The sequence below is a fragment of the Hymenobacter metallicola genome (assembly GCF_004745645.1).
Taxonomy (GTDB): domain Bacteria; phylum Bacteroidota; class Bacteroidia; order Cytophagales; family Hymenobacteraceae; genus Hymenobacter; species Hymenobacter metallicola.
In genome coordinates this window covers 2,357,042-2,370,247 of record NZ_SRMB01000001.1, presented here as the reverse complement: position 1 = coordinate 2,370,247, position 13,206 = coordinate 2,357,042, and the positions used below count along the sequence as shown (strand labels likewise).

The following is a 13,206-nucleotide window of genomic DNA, read 5'->3' as shown; positions in this document are numbered from 1 at the left end:
GATGAAGCCCCTAGCCAGCGCAAACCTGCCAAAGATCATCGGACTATCCGGCCGTCGCGGCAGCGGAAAGGACACGGTAGCAAACCTGATAAAATACCTGACCCTGCAACAAGATTATCCGGGTGTTTGGGCCGACCAATCACTGGATTTCTTTTTGAGCAACGCCCATACGTGGGTTTCCCCTTACACCTGCCGCTCATTCGCCGGAAAGCTCAAGAAGTTTGCCCAGGAGCTGACCGGCCACATGGATGTGTATAGCCAGGCTGGCAAAACCACCTTCTTGTCCGAGTGGGGAATGACAGTAGGCGAACTGCTACAAAAGCTGGGTACAGATGCAATCCGCGACGGCCTACACAAGGATGCTTGGATTCTGGCCTGCTTTGCGGGCATGGAGGAAGACCAGAAATACATTATCACCGATTGCCGTTTTCCCAACGAGGCCGAAGCTATCCGCGCCCGTGGTGGCCTGCTCCTTCGCATCGAGGGCGACCCGCTCAAGCAGCAGGGCGACGGCACCCGCGATGACTCCCACCCCAGCGAAACGGCGTTGGACGACTACCCCTATTTCGATGCTATCATTGACAACTCCGGCACCCTAGACCAACTCAAGGGGCATGTCGAGCTGCTGTTGAAACACCAGCGGCAGGCGGTTCAAGTTGGAGCCGTTGGTGCTCCGCTGACGTACAACGAAGCCGTCTACACCAATAACGTACTCACCTACAAGCGCAAGTACCCGCGCGGGGCCGCTGCGCCGAACTACTAAACGGGGGGACGGACGCGCCGAACACAACCAGCAATGCCTAAGAAAAACAAGAACGTGAGCGACAAAGCAAAAGAAAACGCCGCGCCCGTGGTAGACGCCCAGGGCAACTCTGAATCTCCGGCCCATGACGTGCAGGAAGTCGTAGGCCCCGTAGAAAACGTGGCCCTGGCCGAGGCGGAAGCCGCAGCCGGTGGCGCCGAGGTGCAGGCCAACGACGAGCAGCACGCCCAGGCCGCTGAAAATGCTGAAGCTGAGCAAGAGGTGGCTACCGTGCCAGCCGGCACCCTCAACGGTGGCGAGGGCGTGATTGAAGAGGATGTGGAAGGCGTAGACCAGGACGGCGCCGACGTGCAGGTAAAAGCCGGTACCCGTGTGGTCGAGGAAGCTCCGGCCGAGGATAACGGCGACATAGCAGGGGTGGCGTTATTCGCCGCCGAGCCGGACGCTCATTTCGAGCAACAGCCGGACGATAGCGCCGCCGCTGCCCAGGAAGAGGAAGAGGCTGGCCCCGAGCAGCCTGACCCATTCGACAACGACGAAGTACGCAGCCTGATTGCCGAGCTGAATAAGCCCGAAATCATTGGCTACGGTGAATTCGTGACGGTGAAAGTGGGCGAGTCGCTCAGCGGCCAGGGCACGGTAGTAGGCCACAATTCCCAAGCTGGTGCCGTGACCTACCACGTCCAGTTTCAGGTGAAGGCCGCCGACTTTATCGGTGGTGGCAAGGAGCAGGCCGTGAGCCTGCCCATTCCCGCCGAATTCGTTAGCCGGTAGATATGGCACTCGTTCCTGTGCCACGCTGGCTTCCCGTGCGCACCTTTGTCAATTTCACCTACAATCTGGACGCGCTGCCAGCGGATTGGGCTATAAACGGTATACCCGCAAGCAGTCTGATGGTCGAAAACGCCTATTACCAAGCGCGGTTTATGTCACCCCAGGAACGCGCTGCTGGACTCGAAACTGAGTACCGCTTGGGGCCAAGCAATGGAATCGGTATCTGGCGCAATGTGCCAGATACCGATTGGGGGCAACTGAACCCGTCACGCCTATACGAGGTGACGGTACACAAGTCCCGGCTTGAGCAGCAACAAGGCGGCGGCTTTATCTACGACGGTCTGTGGCGCCACCCAGAGTGGTGGGGCATGAGTGCCAGTACCCTGCAAGCCTATTTTAACCAAAAAGCAATTCCCTACACACTGGAGGATTTGCCCGATCTAAGTGATGGCCAGCAAGGAGCACTTGAGGACGCTCAAGCGCGGGCCGGGTGGCGCGAGGGTGGCGCCTCAAAAGGGTGGGCGACTATTGGCTATGGCCACCCGCAGGCTACTGGCGGCCCCTTGTTGACCTTGCTAACTGGCGCTGAAAACAGGGCTGGCTTGCCCGCAGGCCAGGAGTGCCTTTCTGTTAATCGGCTCGATATTGCCCATGTTAGGGAGTTGGTTCGCCTTGGCCCTCCCTGGATGGGCTACCCTGAGATTACGTAACAAAAAATCCCCGCTACGCTGGTAGCGGGGATTTTTTATGGTGCTTATAGAACTTGGATATTGTCATGCCCTGGGGGAGTAGCTTTATTATATCCTTCTCATAAAGCACTGTTAGCTTGTGGCCGGTAACCATACGGAACAAGTCCATCTTGTGTGCCGCTCTGTCGGTTAGGTATCCTTTAATTTCCACATATTCATTGGTTTCTGGCAAGTAAAAATCGGGTGTGTAGCGACAGCCGTTAGCAAGCCTAAACACCTCTGATTCATACTCGAAAGGGGTATTCCTCGAAACAAGATATTTAAAATATATCCACTCGAATCCTGAGCGAAGCCGATACTCTTTGTCTTTGAAATTGACATACCATCGGATTTGATTACCCATTTTTGAGTTTCTCAGCCCAAGCCTAGAGCCAAGAAGGCTTGCGAGGTCCGCACTAAGGCAACCGCAACTACGGGTGTTTCCGTTTGTTAAGGACTGCGCTTTGACTGGCCTTAATACACCGCATTCGCACCTGCAATTCCAATAAGCGCCAAGTTTTTTAGTTGGAAAATAAGATTCCACGGTTAGCCTCCCATATATTTTACCTGTCAGATCCTGTGTGCGTTCTTCGTTCGTAACAATTGCTTTGCATTTGCGACCGCAAAACACTCTGCCATTCACCAGCGATGGTGCGCGAGTCACATTTATTCCACAACAAACGCATGTAAGTTCAATCTTGCTGGGCCTGGCCTTCGAATAGCATTGTTTGCTGCAATACTTTGCTTGATGCAACATTGATTGAGCCCGGTAGAATACTGACCCGCACTCGGCACAATTAATCTCAACCCCCTGTTTTTTATGATTGTGCTTTCCAGCGCAAGTTGAGCTGCAAAAAATCGGCTTGCCCTTTTTCTTCCAGTATCGCTCAAAATCCTTACCACAATACTGACAGGTAAGTTTATAGATTTTCATACCTACCGAATCTGTTTGCGCTCTAAAAACTCCTCAACTAGCCACAGGCCGCGAATACTGGCAATGGGCAGCAGGAAGGGGTCGGCCGTGGTGTGGCTGTCGGAGTAGAGCAAGAACACCCCTTGCTCGCGCAGGTCGTTTTGCTTCACCCGGCCCGCAACGAGGCGCTTGCCCACGGCCACTACAACCACTCGATTCTGAATCTTGTGCCAGTGATTGCGCCGTAGTTTTTCGGCTATAACCAGTGTCCCAGCGGGCATGGTGGAAGCCATTGCGTTTCCGATAACTTCGAAAACCGTGTCGAGCTTTGTAGCTGTGTTTACCATAATTATTAAGTTGAATACATGGTAAATGTACTACAAAAAATATACAAAACAACCCTGTTGTTATTTATTTTCTATATAACCTTTGTAGTTGTTATGTAGTATGTGTTCCTTAGCGTAAACAATACACCGATGCGAGCAGACAAGAAAGAGTCCAGCGGCAAGTCCGCCCTTAACATGCAGATTGAAGACGACTTGTTGGAGCAGGCCAAGGAGGCGGCCAAGAAACGTCGCCTCAGCCTATCGGCCTTGATTAGAGTTCTACTACAAGATGAGATAGAGCGTCAGGCGAAAGCCGTATAACCGGTTGATATTTCAGAAATTATTCCGATTATAGGGGCATGAAGAATCTTGTGTTCCTATTGTCGTTGATGATATTAAGTTGTCAATCCTATGCACAGGTTGCAGTGCCCAAAACCCTGGCGCCCACTGACTGGAATATAACAGAATATGCCGTAGAGGATATTATGTTGGGGCAGCATGGGTGGCAGAAAGACACGACCATGCTTGCTGGGCAGGAAGGAACTCGCAAGGTGATACTGTTTTCTGCCGAAAGGGAGGGGGTTTTGCGGGCTTTTGGATTTGAAAAAGGAAGACTAACAGCCTCATACTTGCGGTTCTACGCACCCGACGAAGCATCAAGGTGTGACGCAATGGCTTACGCCGACCAATTCACAAAGAGAGAAGGCAACTACTGGATTGACCTCAAAACACATACCCATATTCGGCGGATATTTGACGGGGCGTGGGTTGAATACGAGATGACAAATGAGAATTGGGCGGAGGGAATGTTGAAAAATTTAAAGTGAGGCCGACAAGGGAAAGATACGAAGTTATATCCCGGTTTTCAAGATAGAATTTCGTATCTTTCGCCTCTATGGCGACAATTTCAATTCCTTCACTAAATCCAGTGCCGCTGGGCGTGGCCGGGACTGGTGAGGCGGTTATCTTGCAGGGCGGTTCAGCCCCGTTAAATACAATTATGCGCTTGGACGCGCAAGCCCAGCGTCAGCGTCAGTTGGCCGAGGCGCAAAAGCTCAAGGCACGCGACCAAGAGTTGCAGGACCTCCAAAAAGTGCGGTCGGGCTTGACGGACAGGGGCTTTCTGCCATACCACAAACAACTCACTCAGGGCAGAACCCAATTCTTTGACAAATTGGGTTCTATTTATCAGACGCCGGGGCTTTCTCGGGATGAGCGATACTTGCAAGGCCAGAAGCTGGCCGATGACTACAATAACCAAGCGAGGTGGACTGAAAATCTGGGCGAGCGATTCAAGGAGGTGGTCCAGCTAACGAGTAAGGATAAGCGATATATAGGTCAAAGGATAGACGAGGGGTTATTGAATAAAATTAAGGATTCCCAAGGTAATACCTTGCCGATTGGCACCTTTAGCCCCGAATCTGTGCAGGAGGTGTTGAACGACCCCCGCAACCATGATACGACGGAGGTTGTGAATCAATGGCTGGACAAAACACTTAGTGACGACCAGTCACTAGTTTCGTCGGCCGCCCGTCCTGGCGGATATGGCAAAACCCAAAAGGCAGTGTCTAACTGGTTTCTGGTAGAAAACGGCCAAATTAAACTAGACTCAAACACCAACAAGCCAATTCCTCGCACTGAATTGCCGGAAGTGCTAATGGCCGCAGAAAAGGATCCCTTTATGCGCGGTCAGATTGACCTTAAGCAGCGGGAGCATCAAGCTGTCCTGCAGGCAATAGAAGCCAAAATGCAGAATTATGAGCAGCTCACGCCCGAAGAGCGGCAGTTGGTCGGCCAGGAAACAATTGCCCCCAAAACCCGCAAGGACTTCCTGAATGAGTTGCTGCTGCCACACGCCTATCAGCGTACCAGCAACGTTGAGACCTACCGTGCAAAACCGCAGCCGCGTGTTGGCCGGGCAGGGAGTGACAAAGGGCCGGGCACCGACGGCACAGCCGGCTTTGGCGTGGCTGGCGTGCAAACAGACAGCACCGGCCCCTCGGCGTTGCCCTCGCCCATAGTGTTCCCGGCCCCTTATATTCAGTCGTCCGATGGCACGCGCAAACCTGTGCCAATCAAGGGCATTGTTCTGCGCAACTTTAATATTCAGGTGCCGGGCAAGAACCTAGAGTTGATCGAAAATAACTCTGAACCACAAGACCTCTATCCAGGTCAAGCCAGAATGGTTTTGATGGACAAACGCGGGCGCATTTTCCGGCCAACCGACCCCCGGGTGGCAGAGTCAAAGGAGGCTACCGAACAGTGGGTAATTGACGCTCTCCGCAAGCCAGTGGCCAAAGAGGCGGGCTACCGGCTGACGTACGCAATTGAGTCCACGCCCATCAAGGAGAACAACCTTGGCTCCGAGGAAGAGGTGTTTCAGTCGCTGAAGCAGAGTTACGAGCAGCCGGCCACCGCAATGGATGCGTCCATGAAGGGATTACAGGCGGCAGTCGGCGGTAACAAGGCGCGGGCAAAGCCATCAGATGCAGAGCTGCGTGATAGAGCGCGAAAGATCTATGGCCGACAAAACGGGGTGTATTATCTTGAATACACTGGTGATACAAAGCGGAAGCTCGACAGTGCCACTCCGGTTTATCGACAGCAAGAGGCCCAGATGCGAGCCGAAATAGAGCGCCTAAATACTCGCGCCCGCCAGCAACCAACCAGCGGCGGACTCTACGGCGCCAAACCAGGCAAGGCGAATTCTACTACCAACAAACCAACCCGCACTGGTAACGGCGGGCTCTACTAATCCTCTATGATTGACGAAAACCAACAAGTTCCGGCTACCGAGGAGCCCGCTCTCAAGCGCCTGTGGAGTAACTTGCGCAAGCAGGAAAAGGAATTCACCCTTGATTATCCCACGTTCGAGCAGGACATGCAGGACGAGGATAATCTACGTCAACTGCACACTTCACTTACTGAAAGGCGCAAGGAGTTTACGATTAGTTTTGACGACTTTGCTACCGACCTCGGCCTAAAAAAAAAAGGACTTTCTGGCAACGATTCTGCGCCTACTTATTCGAATGAACCCTTTCCGGGGCTCGAAAATGAAAACCAGGAGGTTGCCCCCGGCGCCGTTGGGGTAGGAGATGTACCGGCCGAGGTGCCCACACAACCCACCAGCGCCGACGAGCAAATTAAACAGCCGCTCCCCATTACGCTGAGTGGCTACAACGGCGACACGGACATGCCCACGGGCCGCAACGCCATCCAAGCCGTGCCCGGCGACGAGGAAATCAATGCGGGCCTGCCTGCGCCCTCTATCGAGGAACTACGCGCCCGTGACCAAGCCACGGCCGAAGAAGATGGTTTTCTCGACACGCTGGGCAAGACTCTCTTTAACGCAGCCGGTACGCCCGGTGCTCGGCGTGTAGTAGGCAACCTGGTAGACCTGGCCGGTGACTTGTGGCAGGGGATGCAGTTGCCTACGGGCGACGTGACCGACCCGCTCGGCTCGCGCTACGTGACGGGCGGCAAGGCCACCGATGCGTTCGGGGAGCAGTACCGCCAACTGGCGGACGCAGCCACCAAGCCCACCTCGGCCGCTGCCAAGCAAAGCATTCTCGACAACCCCGGCAACGGACAAGCCTGGGCGGCGCTACTCGGTGGCGGCGCGGGCAGTCTGGTGCAGGTGGGCGTGACCGGTGCCCTCGGTGGCCCCGGTGCGGCCTCGGCCGTGGGTATGGGCCTAAGCGCATCCTCGACCAAGGATGCCGCCCGGCAGGCCGGTATCTCCGAGGGCGAAGCGGCGACGACAGCCGTGTTGCTGGCCCCGGTGGTCGGCATGTTGGAAGAAGTGGGCCTGGGCTTCATTACCAAGAATAAAGCCGCGACGCAGGTGCTCCAAAGCAAGCTGCTGCAAGAGGCGCTGCGCTACGGCAAAGGCAAGATCTCGCAATCAGCACTCGCCCAGGCCGTGGGCAAAGTTATGCCCGCCGTCGTGACTAAGTTTGCCGGACGGGCCGCTACCGGGGCCGTGGGCGAAGGCGCTACCGAGTTTCTGCAAGGCGAAGCCGAGGGCGGCGCTCAGCTCCTAGCCGACGCCCTGCGTCCGGAAGGGGAGAAGGGCTACGGCATTTCCGCAATGGATGCGCTGGTCAAAAACCCACTGGAACAGGCCGTTGCCGGGGCGTTGCTCGGCGGCGCGGCTGGTAGCTTCGCGGGTGGCCCACAGAACGCGCCCGTGCAGGATGCGCAGGCCACCGCTCCGCAGTTCGAGGTGCCGCAGGACGTGACGCCCGAAGAACAAGCCGCTGCCCAGCAAGCCTACCCAGCCCCCGTGCAGATTGTACGCCCGGATGGGCAGGTATTGGCCCCCAACGCCCAGGTAGTAGCCCTCTCGCCCGATGGCAAGATGGCTCGTGTAGTAGGCGAAGATAATTCCGGCCAACCCGTGGATACCGCCGTGCCGGTGGAGTATATTGCAGAACAACCAACTAGCCAAATAGATGCTCAATCAACAGCAAGCGGAGAGACTGTTCTTCCAGCAGTGCAAAGTACAGGAGGCCCTAACTCAGCTACACCCGAAGCTGCTAGTGCCGACTTGGAGGGGCTATACGATAGCCAGCAGGCAGCGGCTGGCACTGGCGATGTGCCCGAAAGCAATGCTGACGCAGGCGCTGTCACCCAGGCCGAAGTTCCTGCTGGCCCCTCACCGGTTGCCCCTGTAGCCGATGAGCAGACCATCCCAACCGAAGAACCCGCCACCCCGCAAGAAGCCTCGGCCCAGCCTGTAGCCGCCGCCCTCACGCCCGAGCAGGAGCGCGTCAACGGTGTGCTGGACGACCTAGCGGGCTACAAGGAGCTTTCTACCCGTGAGAAGAAGGGGGCGAAAGGCCAAGCTGCCCGCGCTGAACTTGCTAAGCTGGCGAAAGCCGCTGGCCTCGACTTTGAGGTGGGCAATGACTTGTCGGTGAAAATCACCCGTGGTGGCAAGCGCGTGACCCGTACCAACACGGTTACCGGCACCAGCCCCGTTGAGGGCCATGTACCGGCCCGTGACCGTGCGCCCGCCGTGCGCGACGCGGCCCTGACGCTGGCAGGCCGTGGGGGAGGGGACTTCGTGGCCCTGGGCATTGAGGTCAACGGCAAACGCCTGAACCCCCGCGACGCTGCCGCCGCCGCCAAGGACATTCAGGAAGGCCGCAACACCCTGCGGGCCGACGCGCTACTGAATAAGATTCAGGAGATAGTCGAAACCGGCTATGCCGAGGTCAGCACCGGCACCGGCCTAGCGACCAAGAAGGAGCGGGTATCGGCCGAGGACTTTTTGGGCAACCCGGACACGGCTTCCATTCGCAGCCGCGAGGAAGTGCCGCTCAGCGACGCCGACATTGACGCCTTGATTGCCGAGGACGCCAACGTGCAGCAGGCCATTAATGATTTCGTTTCCAACGACGGAATCGTAGATTACCAGCGTATGGCCGACACCTACACAGATGCGGCTGGCTATTCTTTCGTATTCGGCGTAGATGAAACTACCGCCACCAAACTAAAAGCCCTTGTCGATGAGCGAGCAAACAGACCAATTCAGCAAAGCAGTAATTCTGACCAAAGAGCAGAAGCAGGAAGCGTTTCAGGAGAAAACACCGGAACAGAAACGGGCAGCGTTCCGCGCCCTGCAAGCCCTGGCACGGGAAGCGCAGGGCCAGCCCAAAAAGTAACGCCCAGCCTGCGCGAGCAGAACGTAGCGGCCAAAGCCGAGCTTTCCGACGCGCTGGCCGAGTTCAAGGCTGCCCGCAAGAAAGGCTCCCGCGTGGCCCAATCCTCGCTGCTGGGTATTCCGTCCTTCTCGGCCGAGGAATCCGCTGCCATTCAGAAGATGGTCCGCGCCCTTATCAAGCTGGGCGTGGTCAATACCAAGCTGACCATTGCCAAGCTCCGGGCCGCTGGCCTGACCGAGGACGACGCCACCGACGAGCAGCTGCGCCCGCTGGTGCGGCAAGTGCTGAAGCAGGAGGGTGTGTTTCGCCCCAAGCAGGCCCCGGCCGCTTCTGCGCCGACGAGCCGCACCCAGGCCAAGCCCGGTGAGCGGGCTACCGTTGTCAACCAGCTGGGAAACCCGTCCCTTTCCGAGGTGCGCAAAGCCCGCCTGGAATCGGAAGTGCTCAACTACACGCCCAAGCCCCTGAGTGAATCGGAGGCCCAGGCGGACGCGGCCATTCTGGGCAAAACCATTGCCCAAGCCTACGATATTGCCCTGGACGTGGACCAGCAGCTGCCCGACGATGTGCGCCTGCTCGTGCGCGACAAGGTGGCCGACGAACTGGACCGCCTGGGCATCGAGGCTGACCTAGCCGGCAACGACGAGTTGGCCGCCCAATACATGCAGCAGGCGCTGACTATCGACACGGAGAAGGCCCTGGCCAACACTGAGTATGGCCGCGCTATCAGCGCCAACCGCGCCATTGCCCGCTACTCTCCACGCCAGGCCGTGTACCAGGCCCGCAAGGAAGTAGCCCGCCAGCAGAAGGAGGTCAAGGAAAAGACCCGCACCAAGGGCCGCGCCGTGGCCAAACAAGCCCGCCAGGTGCAGGGCGAGGTGCTGGAGGCTACGCTGAAAAGCAAAGCCGTAGAGGCGGCCAAGGCCAAGGTGGCGCCAGCCGCCGCGCAGCCCGAGCCCGCTTCCTACGGCTCGAAGAACAAGCTGGTCACCCGCGAGAAATACGAGGAGCTGAAGAAGGCATTCAAGAAAATGGCCTTCTCCACACCTATTCCGCCTCAGCTGATTGTCGGTGCCGTTTTTCACTTGGAAGCCGGCACCCGCAAGTTTGCTGACGTGGCCGCCAAACTCGTGCGCGACTTCGGCGCCAAGGCCAAGCCCTACCTGCGCGACGCCTACGAGCAAGCCACGCAGCAGTATCTGGCCGACGGCGGCGATGCCACGGGCTTGAACTCTGCCCAGGACATTGACGACCAGATAGCGCAGGAGCAGGCCCGTCTGCTGGCCGCCCGTATCCTGGCGGAAGTCACCCCCACCGCCCCGGGCCAGTTCGACCCGGTGAAACAACTTCTGTCCACCTTGATGGGCAAAGTCCGCGAATCGTTGCCACCCGCCCCCGGCAAGAAGAAAATCAGCAACCGGGATGCGCTGGTAGCTGCCTTGCGTAACAAGGCTGAATACGCCGATGTGTGGGAGCGCAGCAAGCAGGAAGTAGAAGCCCAGATCCAGAAGCTGGCCCTGACGGACGACCAGAAATCGGACTTACTGGAACTGCTGCGCGGCTATGCAGACCAGATAATCGGTCAGCCTAACAGCAACAAGCAGGCGGCAGCCGTAGTGGGGGAGGGCCTTCGGGAAATGAGCCTGAAGCTCGATGCCATCGTGCGCCTACACGTCAGCGAGCAGGAAGATACAGGCCGCACGCTGGTGCAAAAGCTCGTGGCCGACGCGGGCCTGGACCCGGCCACCGCCCGCGAGTACGCCGCCACCCTGGAGAGGGAGTTTCAGCGCCAGCTCACCGCCAAGCGCGAAAGCATCCTCAACCGCATGTACTCGCTACGGGTGCGGGTGGGCCTGGGCAAAAAGGGCAAGACCGCCCTGGACAAAACCCTGGAACTGCTCAATCTTTCGCCCCTGTCCGACAGTCGCGTCATTGGCCTGATTGCGGAAGCCACTGACCTACCCGACTTGACGGTGCAGGACGTGGCCCGCCTGCGCACGCTGGGCGCGGCCGTAGAGAAGGCGCCCGTCGGCCGGGACAAGGAGAAGGCCGTGCGCGAGCTGAACCTGTTTCTGCAGGGCATTAAGGGCGTGAGCTTCCTGGACCTCTCACAGGCCATGTGGTACGCCAACGTGCTCAGCTCCTACGCTACGCACCTGGTCAACTTCACGGCCAACACCCACCAGACCTTCATGGAGGCCCTGTTGTCCACCGGTAACGTACTCCGCCAGGGCGGCAAGGTCACGGCCCCGGTGCGCGGGCTGGCAGCCGGCTTGAAGGCCGGCGCCCGGCTGGCTACCGAAGTACTGCAGACCGGCTACGAACCTTCGGGCCAGCTGGGCAAGTACGACGTGCCGAACACGCTGGAAGTGGCGGCCCTGGGCGGCAACCGCTTGGCCGGGGTGCTCAAGTTTGTGCCCCGCCTGCTGAAAGCCTCGGACGTGTTCTACCAGTCGGGCCTGCGCGAAATGCGGGCCTGGGAGCTGGCGGCCGTAGAAGCCACCAAGGAAGGCCGCCAAGACCCTTCCCGCGCCACCTGGGAGGCCGTGCACGAAAAGCTGGGCAACTCAGCCCAGCGCCACGCCGACGCGGTGGCTACGGCCACGGCCGAAGGCCGCACGGGGCGAGACGCGGTATTGCGCGTGTGGGAACTAATGGAGCAGAGCCGCCCCATGCCGATGCAGGAAGATACCCGCCAGTACGCCACGCGGGCCGTGTTCAACGGCGAAATGGAAGGCACGCTGGGCGTGGTCTTTACCGGCGTAAGCAACGTAGTAGAGCGGGTTGGTCCGCTGGGCAAGTGGGTGGTGCCTTTCTCCCGCGTCATTACCAACGTGGCCAATGCCTACCTCGACTACACCCTGCACGGCTTCGTGCGGGCAGCCAAGGGTGGTATCGGCTTCGAGCGTCAGGGTTCCCAATACCGGCCCTACACGGCCGAGGAGCGGGCCAAAGTACTGGCCAAGGCCACGATGGGCACCGCCTTATTGGCGGGCCTCTACGCCGCCACGCACCGCGAGGACGACGACGATAACCTGGAAATCAGCGGCCCCGGCCCGCGCGACTCGGCCCAGCGCAACCAGCTGCTGCAAAACGGCTGGCGGCCCTACGCGGTCAAGCTCGGCAGCAAGTGGGTCAGCTACAAGGAAAGCCCGCTGTTCTTCGTGCTCGGCGTGGTCGGTGCCATGAAAGACCGCGAGCTGTACGAGAAGGCCAACCCCGAAACCGACGACTCCTACGTGAGCGGGGCCAGCCTGCTGGTTTTCCGCACAATGGGCATGGTGGTGGAAACGACGGCCACCAAGAACATTTCCGAAGCCCTGGACGCGCTGACCAGCTCGGGCGGCTACGGCGGAGAAACCAGCGGCCTGAAAAAGATGCAGACCTACCTGGAGCGCACCCTGGGCTACTCGGTCACGGGCTACGTTCCCGCCTCGGGCCTGCTACGCCAGTTCAGCCGCGACCTGCAGGACTTCACCGACACGGACAAAGTAGAAGCCAAGCGGGCCTGGGAAGTGGTGCAGCAAGACCTGCCCGTGTTCCGCTCGGGCATGCGCCCGGCCCTCGACGCGCTGGGCGAGCCCATGAAAGTGCAATCAGACCGCTTGACGAGCGGCCGGCCCACGCACCGCGACGCGGCCACGCAACGCATCTGGGACGTGTTGACGGAAAAAGGGGTGGGCATTCCCGTGCCCAACCAGCGCACAACGGTGGCCTTCACCTTCCAGCAGGCCGAAGGGCAGCTACCCGCTTCTGCCGGGGTGGCCGGCCAGTGGAAGGAGGGGCCCATGAGTGATGAAACGTTCTACAGGTTCCTGGAACTGCGCGGCAAAGTGCTGAAGCAGATTCTGTTACAGGATATTGAGAACTTCCGCTCGCTGAACCACGACCAAGCCGCCAAACGGATGGCCGCTATCAGCAAGGCCGCCACCAAGCGGGCCAAGTACGCCGTGGTCGGCGCCAAGATGAAAGACCCGGACCGGATTGTATTCCGGGAAATGCTGTAGCCGCTCCGGCTATCTTGAAAGTCAAG

8 protein-coding genes are annotated in these 13,206 nt (G+C 58.6%); 7 read left to right on the top strand and 1 reads right to left on the bottom strand.

What is annotated here, in order from left to right:
* Position 1 precedes the first annotated feature (1 nt).
* From E5K02_RS10155 to E5K02_RS10145, 3 genes are read left to right on the top strand one after another with little or no spacing between them, the layout of a single operon-like run.
* On the top strand, positions 2–763 hold the full coding sequence (locus E5K02_RS10155) for a deoxynucleotide monophosphate kinase family protein (protein WP_135394601.1): 762 nt from the start codon (positions 2–4) through the stop codon (positions 761–763).
* A 33-nt stretch (positions 764–796) separates the two neighbouring features.
* Positions 797–1,537, top strand: coding sequence for a hypothetical protein (locus tag E5K02_RS10150; protein WP_135394599.1), 741 nt, complete (start codon positions 797–799; stop codon positions 1,535–1,537).
* Positions 1,538–1,539: 2 nt separating this feature from the next.
* Positions 1,540–2,247, top strand: a complete 708-nt coding sequence (locus E5K02_RS10145; RefSeq protein WP_135394597.1) for a hypothetical protein — start codon at positions 1,540–1,542, stop codon at positions 2,245–2,247.
* Positions 2,248–3,201: 954 nt separating this feature from the next.
* Here E5K02_RS10145 and E5K02_RS10140 read toward each other — a convergent pair.
* Entirely contained in the window at positions 3,202–3,471 is a 270-nt protein-coding gene (locus E5K02_RS10140; protein ID WP_135394595.1) for a hypothetical protein, read from the bottom strand.
* A 183-nt stretch (positions 3,472–3,654) separates the two neighbouring features.
* Between E5K02_RS10140 and E5K02_RS26235 the strand changes: the two genes are divergently transcribed.
* From E5K02_RS26235 to E5K02_RS10125, 4 genes are all read left to right on the top strand, one after another.
* The gene (locus E5K02_RS26235) at positions 3,655–3,825 is read left to right on the top strand and encodes a DUF6364 family protein (RefSeq protein WP_394346416.1); all 171 of its coding nucleotides are present in this window, start codon (positions 3,655–3,657) and stop codon (positions 3,823–3,825) included.
* Between the two features lie 38 nt (positions 3,826–3,863).
* Positions 3,864–4,331, top strand: coding sequence for a hypothetical protein (locus E5K02_RS10135; protein ID WP_135394593.1), 468 nt, complete (start codon positions 3,864–3,866; stop codon positions 4,329–4,331).
* Between the two features lie 68 nt (positions 4,332–4,399).
* The gene (locus tag E5K02_RS10130; RefSeq protein ID WP_135394591.1) at positions 4,400–6,259 is read left to right on the top strand and encodes a hypothetical protein; all 1,860 of its coding nucleotides are present in this window, start codon (positions 4,400–4,402) and stop codon (positions 6,257–6,259) included.
* A 6-nt stretch (positions 6,260–6,265) separates the two neighbouring features.
* On the top strand, positions 6,266–13,180 hold the full coding sequence (locus tag E5K02_RS10125; RefSeq protein ID WP_135394589.1) for a hypothetical protein: 6,915 nt from the start codon (positions 6,266–6,268) through the stop codon (positions 13,178–13,180).
* Positions 13,181–13,206 lie beyond the last annotated feature (26 nt).

Coding starts and splice junctions, on each gene's coding strand:
- E5K02_RS26235 (WP_394346416.1), top strand. CDS start 3,655: ATGCGAGCAGACAAGAAAGAGTCCAGCGGCAAGTCCGCCCTTAACATG.
- E5K02_RS10155 (WP_135394601.1), top strand. CDS start 2: ATGAAGCCCCTAGCCAGCGCAAACCTGCCAAAGATCATCGGACTATCC.
- E5K02_RS10150 (WP_135394599.1), top strand. CDS start 797: ATGCCTAAGAAAAACAAGAACGTGAGCGACAAAGCAAAAGAAAACGCC.
- E5K02_RS10140 (WP_135394595.1), bottom strand. CDS start 3,471: ATGGCTTCCACCATGCCCGCTGGGACACTGGTTATAGCCGAAAAACTA.
- E5K02_RS10145 (WP_135394597.1), top strand. CDS start 1,540: ATGGCACTCGTTCCTGTGCCACGCTGGCTTCCCGTGCGCACCTTTGTC.
- E5K02_RS10125 (WP_135394589.1), top strand. CDS start 6,266: ATGATTGACGAAAACCAACAAGTTCCGGCTACCGAGGAGCCCGCTCTC.
- E5K02_RS10135 (WP_135394593.1), top strand. CDS start 3,864: ATGAAGAATCTTGTGTTCCTATTGTCGTTGATGATATTAAGTTGTCAA.
- E5K02_RS10130 (WP_135394591.1), top strand. CDS start 4,400: ATGGCGACAATTTCAATTCCTTCACTAAATCCAGTGCCGCTGGGCGTG.